This is a genomic window from Gottfriedia sp. S16(2024) (assembly GCF_050473765.1).
Lineage (GTDB): Bacteria > Bacillota > Bacilli > Bacillales > Bacillaceae_G > Gottfriedia.
The window spans coordinates 1,978,237-1,997,406 of record NZ_JBFLUO010000001.1 but is presented as its reverse complement, the minus strand read 5'-3'; the positions used below and the strand labels follow the sequence as shown (position 1 = coordinate 1,997,406).

At 34.3% G+C, this 19,170-nt stretch carries 17 protein-coding genes; 5 read left to right on the top strand and 12 right to left on the bottom strand.

All coding sequences use genetic code 11. The features are described 5' to 3' along the window. Positions 1–29: 29 nt before the first annotated feature. The 3 genes from AB1282_RS09350 to AB1282_RS09340 all read right to left on the bottom strand — a co-directional run bounded on the left by AB1282_RS09350 (position 30) and on the right by AB1282_RS09340 (position 4,020). Positions 30–1,328, bottom strand: coding sequence for an MFS transporter (locus AB1282_RS09350; RefSeq protein WP_429898951.1), 1,299 nt, complete (start codon positions 1,326–1,328; stop codon positions 30–32). A gap of 88 nt (positions 1,329–1,416) precedes the next feature. Further along, on the bottom strand, positions 1,417–2,472 hold the full coding sequence (locus AB1282_RS09345; protein ID WP_429898950.1) for a TauD/TfdA family dioxygenase: 1,056 nt from the start codon (positions 2,470–2,472) through the stop codon (positions 1,417–1,419). A 33-nt stretch (positions 2,473–2,505) separates the two neighbouring features. Beyond that, entirely contained in the window at positions 2,506–4,020 is a 1,515-nt protein-coding gene (locus AB1282_RS09340; protein WP_429898949.1) for a long-chain-fatty-acid--CoA ligase, read from the bottom strand. A 452-nt stretch (positions 4,021–4,472) separates the two neighbouring features. Here AB1282_RS09340 and AB1282_RS09335 point away from each other — a divergent pair, with 452 nt between their 5' ends. After that, a complete protein-coding gene (locus AB1282_RS09335) occupies positions 4,473–5,441 on the top strand; it encodes a YeiH family protein (protein ID WP_429901108.1) in 969 nt (322 codons plus the stop codon). Between the two features lie 107 nt (positions 5,442–5,548). On the opposite strand, the gene AB1282_RS09330 is transcribed toward AB1282_RS09335, so the two are convergent. Then, positions 5,549–6,088, bottom strand: a complete 540-nt coding sequence (locus AB1282_RS09330) for a DUF2179 domain-containing protein (RefSeq protein WP_056467793.1) — start codon at positions 6,086–6,088, stop codon at positions 5,549–5,551. A 439-nt stretch (positions 6,089–6,527) separates the two neighbouring features. Continuing rightward, complete coding sequence (locus tag AB1282_RS09325; RefSeq protein ID WP_390311638.1) at positions 6,528–7,151, bottom strand: TetR/AcrR family transcriptional regulator; 624 nt, start codon at positions 7,149–7,151, stop codon at positions 6,528–6,530. A 117-nt stretch (positions 7,152–7,268) separates the two neighbouring features. On the opposite strand from AB1282_RS09325, the gene AB1282_RS09320 reads away from it, so the two are divergent. Beyond that, positions 7,269–9,509 carry an MMPL family transporter gene (locus tag AB1282_RS09320; protein ID WP_429898948.1) on the top strand — a complete coding sequence of 747 codons (2,241 nt, stop codon included), beginning with the start codon at positions 7,269–7,271 and terminating at the stop codon, positions 9,507–9,509. Positions 9,510–9,587: 78 nt separating this feature from the next. On the opposite strand, the gene AB1282_RS09315 is transcribed toward AB1282_RS09320, so the two are convergent. The 4 genes from AB1282_RS09315 to AB1282_RS09300 all read right to left on the bottom strand — a co-directional run bounded on the left by AB1282_RS09315 (position 9,588) and on the right by AB1282_RS09300 (position 11,665). Beyond that, entirely contained in the window at positions 9,588–9,890 is a 303-nt protein-coding gene (locus AB1282_RS09315) for a transposase (protein WP_429898947.1), read from the bottom strand. Between the two features lie 290 nt (positions 9,891–10,180). Next, on the bottom strand, positions 10,181–10,591 hold the full coding sequence (locus tag AB1282_RS09310) for a GNAT family N-acetyltransferase (protein ID WP_429898946.1): 411 nt from the start codon (positions 10,589–10,591) through the stop codon (positions 10,181–10,183). A 77-nt stretch (positions 10,592–10,668) separates the two neighbouring features. Then, a complete protein-coding gene (locus tag AB1282_RS09305) occupies positions 10,669–11,187 on the bottom strand; it encodes a GNAT family N-acetyltransferase (protein WP_429901106.1) in 519 nt (172 codons plus the stop codon). Between the two features lie 25 nt (positions 11,188–11,212). Beyond that, positions 11,213–11,665, bottom strand: a complete 453-nt coding sequence (locus AB1282_RS09300) for a MarR family winged helix-turn-helix transcriptional regulator (protein WP_429898945.1) — start codon at positions 11,663–11,665, stop codon at positions 11,213–11,215. A gap of 126 nt (positions 11,666–11,791) precedes the next feature. Here AB1282_RS09300 and AB1282_RS09295 point away from each other — a divergent pair, with 126 nt between their 5' ends. Genes AB1282_RS09295 through AB1282_RS09285 form a run of 3 tightly spaced genes read left to right on the top strand, consistent with a single transcriptional unit; the run spans position 11,792 to position 13,084 of the window. After that, a complete protein-coding gene (locus tag AB1282_RS09295; protein ID WP_429901104.1) occupies positions 11,792–12,229 on the top strand; it encodes a GNAT family N-acetyltransferase in 438 nt (145 codons plus the stop codon). A 17-nt stretch (positions 12,230–12,246) separates the two neighbouring features. Beyond that, positions 12,247–12,891 (top strand): YczE/YyaS/YitT family protein, encoded by a 645-nt coding sequence (locus AB1282_RS09290; RefSeq protein WP_429901102.1) that lies wholly within the window; start codon positions 12,247–12,249, stop codon positions 12,889–12,891. A gap of 58 nt (positions 12,892–12,949) precedes the next feature. Continuing rightward, entirely contained in the window at positions 12,950–13,084 is a 135-nt protein-coding gene (locus AB1282_RS09285) for a hypothetical protein (RefSeq protein WP_056467807.1), read from the top strand. Positions 13,085–13,140: 56 nt separating this feature from the next. On the opposite strand, the gene AB1282_RS09280 is transcribed toward AB1282_RS09285, so the two are convergent. The 3 genes from AB1282_RS09280 to AB1282_RS09270 form a co-directional block, all read right to left on the bottom strand. Beyond that, positions 13,141–13,917, bottom strand: coding sequence for a putative protein N(5)-glutamine methyltransferase (locus tag AB1282_RS09280; protein ID WP_429901100.1), 777 nt, complete (start codon positions 13,915–13,917; stop codon positions 13,141–13,143). A 590-nt stretch (positions 13,918–14,507) separates the two neighbouring features. Beyond that, complete coding sequence (locus AB1282_RS09275; protein ID WP_429898944.1) at positions 14,508–14,684, bottom strand: hypothetical protein; 177 nt, start codon at positions 14,682–14,684, stop codon at positions 14,508–14,510. 182 nt (positions 14,685–14,866) lie between these two features. After that, positions 14,867–19,045: a S8 family serine peptidase gene (locus tag AB1282_RS09270; RefSeq protein ID WP_429898943.1), complete on the bottom strand. Its 4,179-nt coding sequence runs from the start codon at positions 19,043–19,045 to the stop codon at positions 14,867–14,869. Positions 19,046–19,170 lie beyond the last annotated feature (125 nt).

The window sequence follows — 19,170 nt, the reverse complement described above, 5'->3', positions numbered from 1 at the left end:
TAATAGTCAAATAGTTAAAACGTTTATTTTTAACTCATACTACTCATTTGCTCCCCCGACTCATTTATTGCGTTTCTTTGATTTGCGGGATGTACACCAAGCCAAAATACGATTCCTATAATTAACATTCCTAATGAAGAAAAGCCAAATGCGTAATTATAACCAATTGCTTGGGTTAGCGAATGTTGGATAAAGTATCCGAAGACTAGTGGAGCAATAATACTAGATATACTTGCAAATGCAATGAATGCTCCCTGTGCTTTTCCAATGTTCTCGGGAGAAAAGAACTCCATCAATATAGCTGGAGCAAGTGAAAGAATTACATACGCAAAACCCGGTGCTAGTGTAAAGAAAACAATAGACATAGTAACTGAATTCACGGTTACCGCTAGATATAGACAAATAGCAGATAAAATCATCATGAGACCCGCAAGATTAATTCGGGCTTTACGAATATTGCCTGTTTTGCGGTAAAGACGATCAGATAACATAGAAAATCCAATTTGGCAAAAAGCTGCAAAAAGAAAAGGCAATGATACCGCTAGTTTTAAAGTCTGAGGGTCAAACTGTTGAATTTTTGTAAAATAAGACGGGAACCATACTGCCTGAATGGATAATAACCAATATGCACAACCACCGCACAAAACGGTTAATAGAAAGTTTTTAGAAAATAGGTGTGGAAAAAACTGTCGCATTGAAACCTTAGGAATGCTAGAAGACTGGCTCTTTGTTTGATGTATAGCTGATAGTCCGATTTCTGTTGGACTTTCTTTACCGAAAATTAACCACAAAACTAACACGATTAGTCCAAGAACACCCATCACTAAAAATGCCGATTTCCATCCATGTTTATCAATTAATGATATTAATAATGGAGAGGCAATTGCCGAACCCCCGGTCGTTCCTAAAAGAACCGCACCAAAACCTATACCATGTCTATGTTTTGGGAACCATTTTCCCATGATTGCCGTAGAAAGAGCTGGGGCTGGACCTTCGCCCAATCCTAAAAACATTCTTGTTATCAAAAGCAAAGTTAAGCTAGAAGCAAAAGGAGTTGCAAACTGAACAATTAGCCAAACTAATGACAGCCATGACAACATTTTTTTCGTATTTTTCGAATCAGCCATTCCTCCGAGTATCATTGAGGAAAATGTAAAAAACCAAAAAAATGAACTTCCTACAACTCCCCATTTTGTTGGACTTAAATGTAATTCTTTCATTAAGGGAACAGAAACCAAACCAATGATAATTTTATCGACTTGGTTGATCATACCGGTAAGAACTAGAAATAATAAGATAACCCAGGCGTACTTTGGAGTTCTTGGCATATAAGTATATCCCTCACTTTTCACTATTTAAGGAACACCTTTTCTAAAAAAAGAAAAGGTGTTCACACTCATTCTTACAGAAGTAAAATTACTTTAAAGTTTCAACTATTCCACCCGCAGTTTTATTACGAGCAGGTACACCGCCACGACCCGGTTTTCCAGTATTTTCGTCAAAAAACATTGCGAAATCCGGAGAAATTTCACGGCCATTAGGCATCGTGAGCCATAATCTTAATAAATGACGTTTTTGATCTAGTTCTTCGTAATCCTCGTATTGAGTTCGTGAATGAAGAACCGTATAATTATTTACAAATTGCATATCGCCTGGCTCCAGCATCATATTGAAATGTAAATTTTCATCATGAAGTAGAGAGTCCAGTAAATCTAATGCTTCGATTTCAACTTTTGATAACTCGATACCCGTTTTCGCTTGTGCTGATTCGATAAATAAACGAACATAACGGCAACTTAGTTTTCCATCATAGTAACTAAAAATTGGTGATGTAAATATTGGCGATTCTCCTGGCCCCTCTTCACCACGGCGATCAAAGTTAAACGGGCGACAAAGTATTCCTAAATATTCAGGGTTCTTCTCTAGAATCTCATTGTAAACTGCCATTGAGCTTATAATGCTACTCTCTCCCCCTAATTTCCCTTTTCGTAGACTTAATAAACCTACTACATCAGAACCATCAGCGTGAAAAGGAAGATGCAGTTTCGTTTGGTAACCGCGAACGTTTGAATTTTCTAAACTAAGACCTTGATCTCTAACGTGCCCTAAAAGTTCACCATTAGCATTTTGTGATACTGGAGTACCCATATGAAGGCCAAGACCCCAATAAATGATGCTTGCTTCTTCATCTGTATATCTTTCAATCGGTAAACCTCGAATTAATAGAAATCCTCTTCCATTCTCAAGTTCTTCAACAAAGTAATCAATTTCATTTAAAAGATTTGGAACTTGGAAGTCTTCTTTGTTAAAATCGGGTGCTTTTACCCCCTTTTGTTTAACATGGGCTAGTGCATTTTCAAGCTCAACAATTGCTTCCTCAGATAAGTAATAAATCCAAGATTCATCCTTTGCTAGGTCTGTTCCTTTCCAAGCTACTGACCCTTTAACCTTTTCCTTTAAAATTGTTGACATAATGAATCCTCCCTTTATGAATGATTTATTTGTTTACTTTACTTCAGCCAATTCTCTTAACTCTCTTCGCAAAATCTTCCCTGTTGAATTCTTTGGTAGTTCTTTACAAAATTCTACATATTTAGGAACCTTGTATTTAACTAGCTTATCTTTACAAAATTGAATCATATCGTTCTCTGTGAACAGTTCATCTCTAACTACGACGTATGCTTTTACACTTTCTCCGTATTCTTTATTAGGTACGCCAATTACTGCTGCCTCTAAAACTGCGGGATGTTGATATAGTACTTCTTCCACTTCACGAGGATAAATATTGTATCCTCCAACAATAATCATGTCCTTCTTTCGGTCAACAATGTAGATGTATCCATCTTCGTCCATTGTTGCAAGATCACCAGTGTAAAACCACCCGTCTTTAAAAGTGGCCAATGTAGCTTCTAGCATCCCTAAATATCCCTTCATTACATTTGGCCCTTGTACAACTAATTCTCCAACCTCGCCTCTTGGCAATTCTTCTCCAAATTTATCTACTACTTTGCTTTGAACAGCAGGAATATTTCTACCGATTGAACCTGGTTTCCTAATTCCTTTTAACGGATTAATTGCAACAAGTGGCGCAGTTTCTGAAAGTCCATAACCCTCTAATATAGGTACGTTGAACTTACTTTCAAATTTTTGCAGAAGCTCTACTGGAATCGAAGCACCACCTGAAATACAAATACGAATGGATTTAAAATGCTCTGACGAAGCTTCAGGTAATTGATTGATAAAATTGTACATCGTAGGTACTCCTGCAAATATTGTGGCATTTCTTTTTTGGATGTTATTGACTACATCGACAGGACTGAATTTAGGCTGAATTAAAACTGTTGAGCCACAAGCAATCGATGCATTCAAACAAATTGTCATACAGAAAACATGAAACATTGGCAGAACAGCAACTACTCGGTCGTTTTCATCCATTTCAAGCAATTTTGATATAGAATCTGCATTCGATGCCAAATTTCGATGTGTTAATATTGCACCCTTTGGTTTGCCTGTAGTACCCGAAGTGTACAGAATAACTGCTAGATCTTCTTGATCAACGAATGGACTTTCACTTACACTTGCACTCGGTTTCATAAGGTGTTCCCATGTCCATTCCTGTTTCTCTGCTTCTGTATAAATGACTAAATTAAGATTAACCAACTGTTTCTTTAGTTCTGATAACGTTGGCCCAACGGATTCATGAGCAATAACCGCTTTTACTTGACTATTTTCCAATATGTAGCTGATTTCATCTTGGGTAAACAAAGGATTAATTGGAACAACAAATGCACCTAGTCGCAAAATTCCATAGTATGCAATGAGAAATTCTGGGCTATTTCCTAATAAAAGGGCAACTCCATCTCCTTTGCCGATTCCTTGTCCAGACATTCCTGCAGCAAATTGATTTACAAGCTGGTTTAATTCCCCATATGTTACACACTGATCACCAAACATATAAGCGATACTATCCGGGAAATTAATTGCGCTTCTATTTAAGATTTCGTATAAGTTATTACTCATTAATTGAATATTCCCCCTTTCAACCGCTTGGAAGCGTTTTATAAATTAATTATTTTGAATATTTAAAATATTACTACACTAAGTATACTCATAAATAAAAATGAAATAAAATTAAAGATTTTAATTTGTATGTAAGTCTAACTAATATTAAGAACATTGTTCATTATAATAAGGTCCCAATAAGACACACTTTATTGGATAGCTTTAAAATAAAAAAACAAAGCCTAAACTTGAAAAGGCTCTGTTTATTTTTAGTTAATCTATTTCTTCTTTTTCTATGTATCGCATTTCCTTATTATAACTATAATAATAATTTATTTTCCTTATGATAAATAATTCGATACGATAATAACATAGAACGCCACGAGGAGATGGACAAGATGGAACAAAAAGCAATAATTAATACAGAACCAGAGCAACAAAAAAAGCCAACTAAACAGTTAAATATATCGATGATCTACGGAGTAGCTTTTACATTCATAATAGCTGTTTTAGGTTTTCTGATGGCAAAGTTACCAGGGTTCGATCATGTTGGACCACTTGCATGTGCCATTTTACTTGCTTTAGTGTATAGACAATTTTTTGGTTATCCTGAAAAGTTGCGCGAAGGAATTCAATTTTCTTCAAAAAGACTTTTAAGATTTGCCATCATACTGTACGGATTAAAACTAAATATTATTGTCATTTTTAATGACGGTTTGCCTTTATTACTAAAAGGGGCTGGAACAATTATATTTTCGATTGTTGTTCTTTTACTTATAGCAAAATGGCTTAAAGCCGACTTTAATCTGTCCTTATTATTAAGTATTGGAACAGGCATTTGTGGCGCCGCTGCAATCGCTGCAGTATCTCCAATCATTAAATCTAAAGATGAAGACACAGCTATGGCCGTTGGTATCATAGCATTAGTTGGCACAATTTTTTCCATAATTTATACGCTAATCTATCCTTTATTACCGATTAGCCCAACTGAATATGGCGCTTGGGCTGGAATAAGTCTTCACGAGATTGCTCATGTTGCTTTAGCAGCTGCTCCTGCAGGTCAAGATGCTCTCGCTCATGCTTTGCTTGCCAAACTTTCTCGTGTTTTTCTATTAATTCCAGTTTGTTTTCTCCTTTTATTCTGGATGAAAAAGAAAGGAAAATTAGATGGAGAAGCAAAATTGGAGTTTCCATGGTTTTTAATTGGATTTGTCATTATGAGTTTTGTAGGGAGCTACGTCCTTGGAAAAGAAGTTCCAGTATCTAAAAATTTCATGTCAGACATTGCTGCTTTTACATCATTTATCTTAACAATGTCTATGACTGGCTTAGGATTAAATATTAACCTAAAAGAATTACGTACAAAATCATTACGCCCTCTAATCGCCATAATCATTACATCAATTCTTCTATCTATCTTTACATTTATCTTGGTTTAAATAGATCCTTAATTGACAGCAAACTCACCGTTTAAATGATATTAAATAAAAAAATCAGAGAAACTTTACGTCAGTTTCTCTGATTTTTTTTAATTACTATATAATGTCTATAATACGTTTGATTTCTTATGTTTAGCTTTCTTCATTGCGTTTAATAAAAATCCACCCTTAAACCTTCTTGCTTCATATGAAATAATAAAGGCACTTGGTTCATACTGCTCAATAAGATCCATTAGTTCGGGTTCTCTATTACGTTTTGTCAATATATCTAAATGATATCGCTCGCTGTCCCTTCCTTCGCCTTGGAACACTGTCACTCCGAATCCTTCCTCGCGAAGTCGATTAATTAGCAGTTTATTTTTGTTCGTTAAATTAACTACTAGTGTCGTGTAGCCAATTGCTAAGCGGTTTTCTACGTAACTGCCAATTAGAATACCGATTCCAAATCCGACAGCATAAACAACCATTGATACAGTACTTTGGTCTCCGGAAAAAACAAGTGATAATCCAAATACATAAATAATTGCTTCTAAAAACCCAAAAAGCGCAGCAGACACACTCAATCCTTTTACTAGGAAAATAGTTCTCAATGTTAAGACAGGAACATAAATCAATTGCAATAATAAAATTAGTAAAATATCTTTCAATGTAGACACCTCAAAGTTTAAATTTTTGGACAGCAAATTTAGGTATATAATTTGTTTCATCCTAAGCCTTGCTTTTAAACTTTTTTTAAGGAATCAAAGTGAAAGCCTAGTAGAAAATTATTTGAATAATAAAGTTGAATTGATGCGTAAATAATGTGATTTTTTTGTATTATTTACCAGTTGTAGTACTTAATTCAACCTGTTCAGTTAAATTCCTGCTTATCTTTATGGAGATTAAATGATTACTGTAAAAAATAAAACGAACCTCTTATTCTAAGTCATTTACTCATGAAGCTGTTATGAGTATGTTCTTTTCATTTTCTTGCTATTTTACTTACTCATAAGCCTTCTTAGGAGTAAGTATAAGTTTTTCATCATCTCAATTTTGAATATGTTTTACACGCAAAAAAGAAGATCTACTCAAAAAGTAAATCTTCTTTTATTTATTGCCCATTATTCCATTCCAAAAGAAATCTATGATTTGTTCAGCCATTTCATCTATTGTAGAAAAAATTGAATTTTGATCTGTATCCTTAAAATTTCCAACTGATAAAATTGCAAGAAACAATTGGGTATAGAATTTTGAATTCCCTTCAGGTATTTCTCCATTCTCTATTGCCGTTGTCATTGCTTTTTCGATCACGTTATACATCATTTCTTCTGCCTTATTCATCTGTTGTAATTGCTCATCTGATAAAGAGACTTTCGCTTCTTTCGTAAAAGCTTTTAAATCAATTTCAAAAGTAGCTCTTAAATGGACTTTTACCATTTCGTTGAGATTTTCTTTTAAGGATTTATCTGTAGATAAAATCTCAGCAATTCGATCACTTATTCGAAGCATCATTTGAACCATTGCATCCGTAAAGAGATCTGCTTTTGTTGGATAATAATAATAAACCGTTGCTTTGGTCACACCACACTTCTTAGCCACGTCATCCATTGAAACTAATTGATAACCGTTTTGAAGAAACAATTGGATTGCATTTTCAACAATTGTTGTTTTTGTAGGCTTTTTTTTTGAATCCTGCGGTGGTCTTCCAAGAGGCCGTTTCATTTGTTCCATAAGCTTCTCTCCTAAACTTTTAATTCTCCTTCATTATATCATAATAAAAGTTCTTGAATAATTAACTAACCAGTATATATAATTAAGATAATAAATTTTACGTGAGGTGAATTCCATATGAAACATCACCCCTTTCATTCTTGGGGCAAATTTGTAAGTAGTAAACGTACGAGATGGATAACATTGTTGGTGTGGGTTTTATTAACGGTTGTATTATCGTTTACTTTTCCATCTGTAAACGAAGTAGAAAACAATGCTGCAGATAACTTACCTAAGCAATCCATGTCACAAAAAGCGGATCAGTTAATAAAAAAAGAATTTCCAAATGATTCCGGAAACCCTTTATTAATTGTTTGGAACCGTAAAGACGGACTAAATGAAGACGACTACAAAGTCATTCAAACTGTTTATAAAGAACTTCGAAACAATCCATTAAAAAATCAACTAACATCACCGTCATATGATTTAATGCCGATCCAGGCCATTAAACGAAGTTCATCAGAGGATGGTACAACAATTATTACGGCTGTTCTTTTTGACAAAAAAGCAGATGATAAAGTGCTACAAAAAAATATCAACATACTAGAAAAACAAATTAAAAATAATACTGGTGATGACCCAGTAAAAAGAAAATTAACAGAATCTGGTCTAAAAGTCCGCTTTTCTGGCCCGGTTGGTATTCAAACAGACGCTGTAAGTTTATTTTCACAGGCCGATGTTAAACTTTTATTATCAACTATATCACTTGTATTAGTTTTCTTAATCCTTCTATATCGTTCGCCGATTATGGCAATTGTCCCGTTAATAGTCGTTGGTTTCGCTTATGGAATCGTAAACCCATTATTAGGTTTCTTAGGTGATAAAGGTATTATTACGGTGGATTCTCAAGCTGTTTCGATTATGACCGTATTATTATTTGGTGCAGGTACTGATTATTGTTTATTTCTAATATCTAGATATCGTGAATATTTACTTGTTGAAGAAAACAAATATAAAGCACTTCAGCTCGCGATCAAAGAATCTAGTGGAGCCATTTCGATGAGTGCTTTAACGGTCGTTATTGGATTAGGCACACTCTTATTAGCTCAATATGGTGCTTTCCATCGTTTCGCAGTACCATTTAGTTTGGCAGTCCTTATTATGGGTATTGCTGCGATCACAATTCTACCTGCCCTACTTTCTATATTTGGTAGAGTTTCATTTTTTCCTTTTATCCCAAGAACAGAGGAAATGGAAGCATTAAGAGCTAAGAAAAAAGGAAAATCAATTAAGAAAACAAAAATCAAAGTAACATTTAATCAAAAAATAGGAAAACTAGTTACTCATAAACCTTGGACAATTATTCTAGTCTCTATCATACTCTTAGGAGGGCTAGCTCTATTTGTACCTCGAGTACAATACACATACGATTTACTTCAATCATTTCCTAAAGATATGCCTTCAAGAGAAGGTTTTGATTTAATATCTGACCATTATTCATCAGGTTTATTAGCACCTGTTAAAGTAATAGTCGATACAGAAAATAAAAATATTCCTGTAAAAAAAGAATTAGAATCACTTTCATTCGTAAAAGATGTGTCTGACCCTATAACAGGTAAAGATAATAAAATATTACAATTATATGAAGTTTCTTTAGTCGATAATCCATATTCGATTAAAGGATTAGAGCGAATACCTCAACTAGAAAAGAAAATTAAGAAACTATTGAACGAAAATGATATACAAAAAGTAAATAAGCATTACTGGATTGGTGGAGAAACAGTTACGAATTTAGATACAAAAATTATAACTGAGCGTGATGAATCCATTATCATTCCGGTAATGATTGGATTAATTGCATTATTACTGTTATCTTATTTACGTTCCTTAACAGCGATGATTTACTTAATTCTAACCGTCATATTATCTTATCTTTCAGCATTAGGTGCTGGTTGGTTAATTCTTCACTACGGATTTGGGGCTAGCGCGATACAAGGTTCGATTCCTTTATATTCCTTTGTATTTTTAGTAGCATTAGGTGAAGATTACAATATATTCATGGTTTCCGAAATATGGAAAAATAAAAAGAAACAAACTCATCGCGAAGCAATTTCAAATGGAGTCGCAAAAACAGGGGCTGTTATTTCATCTGCTGGATTAATCTTAGCCGGTACATTCCTAGTGTTAGCAACACTACCAATTCAAGTATTAGTACAATTTGGTATAGTTACTTGTGTTGGCGTATTAATTGATACATTCATCGTTCGTCCACTTTTAGTTCCAGCAATTACTACAGTTTTAGGTAGATTTGCATATTGGCCAGGTGAACTTTCGAAAAAGGATTATGGATCAAAGCAAAAAATGCAAATAGAAAAATAAACATAATAAAAACACCACAATGCATGATATACGGACATGATGCGTTGTGGTGTTTTTCATTGATACACTCTTTGTAAATTACTTATTCGTTTGATTAAGCTGTTTCATCATCAGATTAATCAATAGATATAGGCCGTATATCCCTAAGTAAGAACCAGAAATTAAAAAATAAATATTAAGAAATACAGCATGAATATTTGTCATAAAAACAACTTCATGTTTTATAATCTCATAAATTGATATTGCTGAAATTCCCCCAAATACTACATAAGAAATGATGGCGATCAAATTAAAGATTGTGTTAAATATTCGATTAAATCTAGCTAATCCATTCATAATAATAGGAAAAAAAATAATTGAACAAAATATTAAAGTTTTCAAGTTGTTTACTTACTCCATTTTATTATTGAATTATGTTAATTTTATTCTTTACCAATTTATATTAACTATCCAAATTGACCGCTCTTTTCATTCCACTTTAAAAAACACCAAAAAGCTTGGTGACTAATCAAGCTTTTTTGGTAACCGTATGAAAAAGGGGTGGGGAATTATACATAAGGTCTTATGACAGCATTAATCAATACCGGGGTTATTTGTATTGAATGTTATCACGCATTAAATGATAATGATTATCAATATCATTGTCAACATTTTTAAGTATATTATATCTACTATAAATAATTCTCCATAATAACGTAGTCTTTACCATCTTTGATAAAACTAGTATTGGTTTCTTCCAAACCAAATTTTTTATAAAAATTCACTTTATTCTTTCTAGCATTACACCAAATTTTCCTCACGTTATAATTCTGAACTTCGTTTATAACGTAATCTAACAGTGTACTCCCATACCCTTTACCTTGTTCTTGTTGAAGAGTTGCAAATTTACGGAACTGACATTCTCCGTTGATTATAAAAATAGAAATGACTGAAATTAGAGTAAATCCTTTAAAAAGGCCATAATGTTCCCCTAAATCATCATCTTTCAATTTTATATAATCAAAAGGCTGATCTGGCCACATAACTTTATGCCTTAATTCCCAAACATCTTCCTTATTTACCTGTCTAATCGCAATTTCCATCGTTCTCTCCTTTGTGTCTTTATCTTAAATCTTTAAATGAGAGATTTTTTACATGTGAACAATAACAAAAAAACTTTTTATACAAGTGTTTTAATCATGATAAAGTCTATTTGTTCTTCATCACCCATATAAAATGAGTGCGACCCAGTGTGAACAAAACCCATTTTTTTATAAAATGCGATAGCATTTTCGTTTTTTTCCCATACGCCTAGCCAGATTTTCTTTTTATTAAGTTCATCTGCAATTTCTATGGCCTTATTAAACAGAACTTTACCAAGCCCGTGTTTTTGAAATTCCTTCTTTATATAAATCCTCTCAATTTCAAGTGATTCATCACCCATTACTTCAGATTGGGCATCATCTATATTGACCTTTAAATATCCAGCGACCGCTTGATTAAAATAAATGAAATAGAATTGCGAAGATTCATTTAACAATTCTTCTTCTATTTGATTTAAATTAAACGCTTTTTCTAAATAAGCATTCATATTTTCTAATGTATTTTGATCCTTAAATGTCTCATTAAACGTTTCATAACCGATTTGTTGAAGTTTGTGTGAATCCTTAGAGCTACATTTTGTTATATTGATCGTCATATTCATACGTCTCTCCTCTATCTAATCAATAATTTCTCTTATTTCCCTTTTTTACAAATTCCCAGTCTTTTTCTACATTTTTTCTTACCTTTTGAAGAAGATTAAAAATGGTTTCAACTTCTATTTCGGACAATCCCTCTAGTGCAACGATATTAGAATAATCGTTTTCTCTTTTTATAAATGGATAAACACTTTCCCCTTTTTCTGTTGCAAGGAGTTTTTTTATTTTTTTGTTCTCTTTATCCTCTTTCTTTTCAATAAATCCATTCATTTCAAGTTTTTTTATAGCACGCGCTGCTGTAGTTCGATCTACTTTTATCATCTCAGCCAATTTTTCTTGAATGATTCCTGGATTTTCAACTATTCGCACTAGATATAAATACTGACCTTTTGTAAGGTCATGCTCTTTAAATTCAATATTACTAATTGAATCTAGAGCCCTTGCGATCATTCCAATTTCACGAAGAATTTCCTTCATAATGAACTCCTTAGTATTAATTTTGTTGTAAATGCAATAAAAATGGTATATATTGAATTTAACTTATTTATGTTGCATTTGCAATAAAACAACAAAAAATTTAATGAAAAGGGACTGATAAAAATGATGAATACAAAAAAAGTAACGAATGAAGACGAGCTAGAAATAGCATTTGCAATAAGGAAAGATATATTTGTGAAAGAACAAGGTGTACCTCTAGAAGATGAATTTGATCAATATGATAATTTAAATGGAGATTGCGAACACATATTAGTTCATTACAATGAACAACCAGTCGGAACAGGAAGAATTAGGTTTGTTGAGGGCGTAGGTAAATTAGAAAGAATCTGTATCCTTGAGTCTTTCCGAAAATTTGGTCTTGGCAAAAACATTATTAAAGCTTTAGAAGAAATCGCGGAAGAACAAGGAGCTTCGAAAGTAAAATTGCATGGCCAAACATATGCAGAAGGTTTTTATAAAAAACTTGGATATTCTACAGCATCTGATATCTTTATCGAGGATGGAATCCCACATATTCTGATGCAAAAAGAATTAACTAAATGATAAAGCGATTAATTATAGTGAAATATGCTTTTTACGTAATAGGAATTTTAATATTAACTTTAGGTATTTCAATCAATATACAATCTAACCTGGGAACTTCACCTTTTGATGCGCTTTTAGTAGGGCTATCCAAAAATGTGGGGCTGACTGTCGGAAGTTGGGAAATCATCATTGCTTTACTACTAATATGTATAAATTCTTTTATAAAAAGACAAAGACCAGAATTTTTAGGATTAGTAACTGCCTTTATTACGGGTATCGGTATTGATATGTGGCTTTATTTACTACACAATTTAGTAACACCTGAAATTTGGTATACCAAAACAGCTTGTTATAGTATCGGATTAGTTATTTCAGGACTCGGAACTGCAACCTATTTACACACAAACTTTGCACCAATTCCAGTGGACCGATTAACATTAATCCTACAGGAATTAACTAGAACAAATATCTTTTTTTCGAAAACAGTCATTTATCTCATTTTCTTAATAGCTGCATTAATTTCAAATGGACCAATCGGCATTGGCACGATACTAACCGTTTGTTTTGGTGGGTTAATACTTAATTACTTTATGCCACTTACAAAAAAGTTTTTAGACCCCATATTATCTCAAAATAGTACATCTTCTAACTTAGAAAAAGAGAAAAATCTTTCTATATAGAATGTACTAGCTCATAAATCTACTGTCTTCGGAAACACTATCCTTGGAGGTGAAGCACATGAGTAAAAAATCATCTGGAAGAGGACAAAAAGCTCCAAGTGTTAATCCACAAGGATACGGAAAAGACGTTGAATTTTCAACTGAGCCTCAAAGTGAACTACAGAATTTAGCAAAAAAGTCGAACAAAAAATAAGTTTTGCTACTAAAAACAACCAGAGTAACCCATAACGGGGCTTCACTGGTTGTTTTTTATAATGGCGGTTTTGTACCAATTACGACTGTAGCGTCTAATTCATTATTGTGTGCTAACTCAGCTATTAGTCCACATTGAGTAAAGATTTCAACTGTTTGAGAAGCCTGAATTTTGCTCGTCTCTATTAATAAATGCCCGCCTGAAGCTAACCAGATAGACGCATTTTCTGCTACTTTTCGATGAATTTCATTTCCATCCTTACCACCATCAAGTGACACTTTTGGCTCATAAAGACGTGCCTCCTGCGGGAGCGACTTTATTGCCTCAGTTGGAACATATGGTGCGTTCGCCACTATAATATCAACATTCCCAAGTAAATGAGGTGGCAGTGGATTATAAAGGTCCCCTTCATAAACAAGACCACCTAGTTTAGAAACATTGCACTTGGCACACTGAACTGCAATAGGATCAATATCGACCGCATACAACGTAACCAGCCCTACTGCCTTGGAAATCGCTACACCCACTGCACCAGAACCACAGCAAAGATCGACCACTTTGACACCAGGTACAGATAAGTCAATCGCCTTTTTAGCAAGAAACTCTGTCCGACGTCGGGGAACAAAGACACCTGGGACCACTGCAATCCTATTGCCATAAAAATCCGCCCAACCTAGGATATATTCTAATGGTGAGCCAGTTACTCGAAGATTTACCATTGTTAAAAGTTCTTCCAAAGTATCCGCTTCAGAAATGAGAAGCTGAGCCTCTTCTTCTGCAAAAACGCAACCGGCGTTCCTAAGTTGCTCGATTATATAGTCACTACTAGAAATTTCATTTTGCTTTATAATAATTACCACCCAATCTTTATAAAGGTTATTATTGGGAGTTCGTTATATCTTGTAAAAAACCTTCTTCAATTTGGATAACAGTAGTTGGAGATGGTCATTGCTAGGCGATTTGTAAACATTTATTAAAAAACAGATTGACTTTTTATAGGGATTAATCTGTTTTTTAAACGCATATTAGCGATTTTGTTATTGTTTATGGTATTAATGATAAACAAAAAAAAAAGCGACAGTTTATGGTCGCCTCCTTACATATTTTTTCAATTTTTTTAATAAATTATGTCGATTGGTTACCCTGTCATAAATATTTGGATCCTCATTGCGTCGCCATCCTATGCCAATATAAAAGATGCTTTCCTCTTCCTCGTCATATAGATAGATTAATCTCATGTTTGCCCTTTTTGTAATTGGTTGGCATTGAGAATGAAACTTATCTTTCCTATATCCTGCACTCTTCAAAGGCTCTTTTTTTGTCCCGCTGAATGGTCGAGCGGATTTTTTCTAATATGTTCGTATTCTTTATCAATGGTAGCCATAACTTTTTTAAAGTGGTCTTCGCTAGTGCATTGTTCTCTTTAGACCTTATAATAAGATACAGTCTCTGTAATAAAGACAATTGTCATAATAGCTAAAACAGATGTCCCCAACATTGTGATCATCTTTTCATACTTTGTATTCGTAAATCTGATAATAATGTAAACAGTAATTGCAGTAACAAAAATTAAAAATAATCCAGGTAATACAACAATCATATTAAACTCCTTAAAAATGGTTTCCGATTAAATTTCTACTTTCTATTATATGTTAAATTGACATGAATCTAATTTTGCTAAGATTCATCATTTCCGATTTTATTTTATTAATAAAAGTTCTATATTAATCAAATAAAAGACTCCGATATAATATACCGGAGCCGATAAACGTCTTTCTACTATTACTTTATTCCTAATGCAATCTTAACACTTTCTAACGTTTGTGATTTATATTTCTCCAGAGGTGTTGGTGCATAGTTAATTGTAGGATTTTGCATTAAGTAGTTTTTCTCCACAAATGCCATATCTTTTTCATCAACTACACCGTCAAAGTTAATATCTGCATCGCGTTTATTTGTGCCCCAGTATGTTTGTAAGTAAAGTGCATCCCTTACGTCGATGACATCATCTTTATTTACATCCCCTGCGTAAGTCGGTTGTAATCCATATAGATAAAGATTTTGATAAGTTACTTTTCCATCTTCATGGAATCCAATTGTAAAGTCTTTGTGCACTGTAAAATGTCCAGGGATATCTACTTTAAGCTCATACGTATCATCCGTTAATGGTATATTCGGTACTTGGAATGTAGGCGTAGCATCGTTTACCCCCTGGTACACGGTACCGTTTGAACTTGTTGCTGTTATTTTCATGCCCAATTTAGAATAATCAAGTGCAGTTTGTCCTAATGGTTGACCATTTGGAGCTAAGAACGCTTCTGCAGCTTTTGGACCACGAAGTAAAGAATAAGTCGGTTCCATTTGAAAAATATCTGGTTTTCCACTTACAACAGTCTGTGTCATGTCGTTATTATCTGTTACTGAAACGGTGAACGGATTATATGAGTACATAACTGGGTAAGCAGTATAGACATTACTCATTTTAAACTCTACATCCGCAAGTTTTAAATCACCTGATAATGGAGTTACACCATCTTTTGTCGTTACAGTTACTGTTGCTTGATATATATCAGACCCTGGAATGCTCAGAGTATCTTTCACAGAAATATTTACTTTATCAGCTACACTTGGGTCTGGTGTAACATTCATTGATGCAACACTATTATAATGATTGAACTTATAAACAACTTGTTTTACATTACTTGCTTTCTTTAATGTTAAAGTTGCATTTGCTGTTTCACCCATTTTTGCTGTACGTTTGTCAGTTTGTATATACCCATATGGTAAGTCGTCACGTGTAACAAGGATTTCCCTAGCCCCTTTAAATGTTTTATTTGTAGCCGCATCAACTGCGTAGAAACTTAGTTCCATCGCTCTTGTTGCAACTGTAGGAATTGTCACCGTAAATGTTCCGTCTGGATTTACTGGTACTACCGTATCTCTTCCTCCAAAATAATCTCGATAATAAACTTTTGTACTTCCTTGATTAAAGTTCATGCCAAGCTTTTGCATTTCTTCTGTTTCTTTGTCATAAACCGAACCTGTGAATGTGACACTAGATTCACCATTTTTATATTCAACGATATCTGGAGCGTTTACTGTTAATTTAGGAGCCCCGTTATCGAAATAAATTGGCGCTTCTTGAGAGAATGTTTTGCCCGAATCATTCGTACCAATTATTTTGATCTTGTAATAGCCCGGTTTCGCCATATCTGAAGTGTACTCGAATGGTTGCTCATCATTACCTGTAGGCTTGTAATATTGACCATTAAATATATGACTTACTGTATAAGTGATATTTTCATCCATTCCTAACCCATCCATCGTTCCGATAAAACCTAACTCTTTACCAGTATTACCATCTTCAAGTATCGCGTCAAATGTACGCATGTGTGATTTAATACTCATAATCGCATTTGTATATACTAATTGGCCTGGTATCGAATAGTCAAATACTTGCGTAATTGCTTGTGGCGTAAACGATATTGGATTGATTCCTTCTTCCACTGTTTTAATCGCGAAAGGTAATTGGTATGTTTCAGCTGGGTTATCATGGTTTGTATAGGTTACAAATCCTTCGTAAATACCTAATTTTGCTGATTTTGGTACAGTAATCGCTACAGTTGATTTCTTTTTCGAATTTGCCCCAACTTTAATCGATTTATCAGTAACAACCATTACGCCATTGTCATCAGCATTTAATGAACCACGACGATCTGCTTGGTAGCTTACTTTTACGTCATATGTTTTTGCTTGATTACTATTGTTATAGATATTGACTGAACGTTGATCACTAATATTTTGTCCAGCTGGTGCAAATACACCAAATGCAAGTGCACCTGTTAAGTCTTTAACTGTTTTAAGGTTGCCTTTTTTATCTACTGCACCTTTCGTTTCATCAACTACTTCGATTCGAGTTTGAGAATGAATTGCTTCATATGGATCAACTTGTCCTGCTCCAGATTCAAATACACTATAATCACCGTTTAATGGATCAGCTGTATTCATTAATGTTTCTTTAATTTCAGCTGGTGTTAAGTTTGGATTAGCTTGTTTTAACAAGGCTGCAACTCCAGCTACGTTTGGAGTAGCCATCGATGTACCAGATAAATTATCATAAGCATATTGATAATTTCCAATTTGATCTGCCCCATGCATGTAAGATGGTACAGTTGAGAATACCGCTACACCTGGAGCCGTTACTTCAGGCTTAATATCATATGTGATACGAGCCGGTCCACGTGAACTGAATGAAGCTAATGTATTTCCTGGATTCGTTACTTGTCCCATTTCATCAAATGAGAATGTTGGCGTACCTGTTCCAAGTTTAGAAATCAGGTCATTGCCTTGCTCGTATGACATAGAGAAAGTAGGAATCATTCCATAGCCTGCACCTAAGTAAGCTGGAATAAACCCTTCACCAGCTATATTGTCAGCCATAAGAACTGCTGCTGCACCATGCTTTTGGGCAATTGTGATTTTATCAATCAGGGCATTTAAACCTCGTTTTACAAGTACGATTTTACCATTCACATCAATATTTTTATAATCAGTATCCGCACCGTAATTCGGTACTAAAACGATTGGTAAGTTTTTACCTTTTAAACTATCTACATTGTCATTTAAGCCCTTGCCTAATAATTTTAAATCAGCACTTACATCAGCCGTTCCATGTAAAGTACCTTTTGATGTAGCAATGACTGTTTTTGTATCATTTGCACCAACAGTAATTGATAATGCAGCAGCTCCAGGTGCACCTACTGTATACATGCCATTACCAGCATTACCAGCCGCTACAACTGCCGTTACACCAGAAAGGACCGCGTTGTTTAATGCAAGACTTTCAACATTTTCTGGATCATTTATGCTAGCGCCAAGTGATAAATTGATGACATCCATACCATCAGATATTGCCTTATCAATTCCACCTAAAACATTTTCTGTTGTACCCGAGCCAAATTTTCCTAATACACGGTATACATATAAATCAGCATCAGGTGCAACACCCGTTACAGCGTAATCCGTATTATTTTTACCGCGACCAGCGATGATCCCTGATACATGTGTTCCATGCTCCGTGTAGTAAGTTTCGCCCGTAAGAGGATCCTTTTCCCCTAACCCAGATTTTTTCCAATCATCATAAGTTGTTTCCATTGGGTCTGCATCGTTGTCAACAAAATCCCAACCCTTTACAGAACTAGGACTGATTGTCTTTGGATCAACACCAGGCTGTGCGCGATAGCCTTTATACGCATCTGTTAAATCCGGGTGATTATAATCAATACCTGTATCAATGACTCCTACTTTAACGCCTTTTCCAGTAAATCCTTCTGCGTGTAATTTGCTTACACCAGGAAATACTTCCGTTTCTGTTTTCGTTGTCGTACCTTGTGCACTTTCAGTTGCTTTTTCTGGCTCAATTTGAATCACATTATTTGGCCAAACAGCCTTAACAGCCTTAGATTTTAATAATGACTTAACTTTATTCGCAGGCAAGTCAATCGCAACACCGTTTAAGGTATTCTTGTATGTTCGGTTAATTTTATAAAGATTTTTATTTTCTTTTAAATCATCTTTAAATATGGTTTGTAAATCAGTTTTAAATGTATCTTGAGCATCGTCTGCCTTTTGTTTTGCATCATCAAGAGATAAACTGTTACCTTCTGCAGCCTCTTCTAAAACGGCTACCTTTGCTGGCTGTTCTTTAAACTCGACGATTACTGATAGATTTTTAGAACTCTGTAAGTCTACTGAAGAAGGTAACTGTAATCCTTCTTGACTAGTAACATCTAATTTTTTTAAAGCTTGACGCTGCTCAGGCGTAAGCTTTGCGAGCACTTCTTCAATTGAAGATTGTGCTGCAGCCTTTACAATCGACTGATGATGAGTTACTGGAAATGCATTGAATAATACACCAGTACTTAATGTCAAAACTGCTGTACTTTTGATTAAACGCTTCATCCTATTGTCTCCCCCATTTAAAAATTTCTCTTTCAAAATTGATTATACGGAGAGTTTACAGTTTCGACATTTTGACAAAAGTTATCAATTTCGACTTTTTTATCGATAAATTCCGACATATTTTA

Bases quoted from the DNA above. Each gene is read 5' to 3' on its own strand.
- AB1282_RS09350 (WP_429898951.1), bottom strand. From the start codon at position 1,328: ATGCCAAGAACTCCAAAGTACGCCTGGGTTATCTTATTATTTCTAGTT.
- AB1282_RS09345 (WP_429898950.1), bottom strand. From the start codon at position 2,472: ATGTCAACAATTTTAAAGGAAAAGGTTAAAGGGTCAGTAGCTTGGAAA.
- AB1282_RS09340 (WP_429898949.1), bottom strand. From the start codon at position 4,020: ATGAGTAATAACTTATACGAAATCTTAAATAGAAGCGCAATTAATTTC.
- AB1282_RS09335 (WP_429901108.1), top strand. From the start codon at position 4,473: ATGATCTACGGAGTAGCTTTTACATTCATAATAGCTGTTTTAGGTTTT.
- AB1282_RS09325 (WP_390311638.1), bottom strand. From the start codon at position 7,151: ATGGAACAAATGAAACGGCCTCTTGGAAGACCACCGCAGGATTCAAAA.
- AB1282_RS09320 (WP_429898948.1), top strand. From the start codon at position 7,269: ATGAAACATCACCCCTTTCATTCTTGGGGCAAATTTGTAAGTAGTAAA.
- AB1282_RS09310 (WP_429898946.1), bottom strand. From the start codon at position 10,591: ATGGAAATTGCGATTAGACAGGTAAATAAGGAAGATGTTTGGGAATTA.
- AB1282_RS09305 (WP_429901106.1), bottom strand. From the start codon at position 11,187: ATGACGATCAATATAACAAAATGTAGCTCTAAGGATTCACACAAACTT.
- AB1282_RS09300 (WP_429898945.1), bottom strand. From the start codon at position 11,665: ATGAAGGAAATTCTTCGTGAAATTGGAATGATCGCAAGGGCTCTAGAT.
- AB1282_RS09295 (WP_429901104.1), top strand. From the start codon at position 11,792: ATGAATACAAAAAAAGTAACGAATGAAGACGAGCTAGAAATAGCATTT.
- AB1282_RS09285 (WP_056467807.1), top strand. From the start codon at position 12,950: ATGAGTAAAAAATCATCTGGAAGAGGACAAAAAGCTCCAAGTGTTAAT.
- AB1282_RS09275 (WP_429898944.1), bottom strand. From the start codon at position 14,684: ATGATTGTTGTATTACCTGGATTATTTTTAATTTTTGTTACTGCAATT.
- AB1282_RS09270 (WP_429898943.1), bottom strand. From the start codon at position 19,045: ATGAAGCGTTTAATCAAAAGTACAGCAGTTTTGACATTAAGTACTGGT.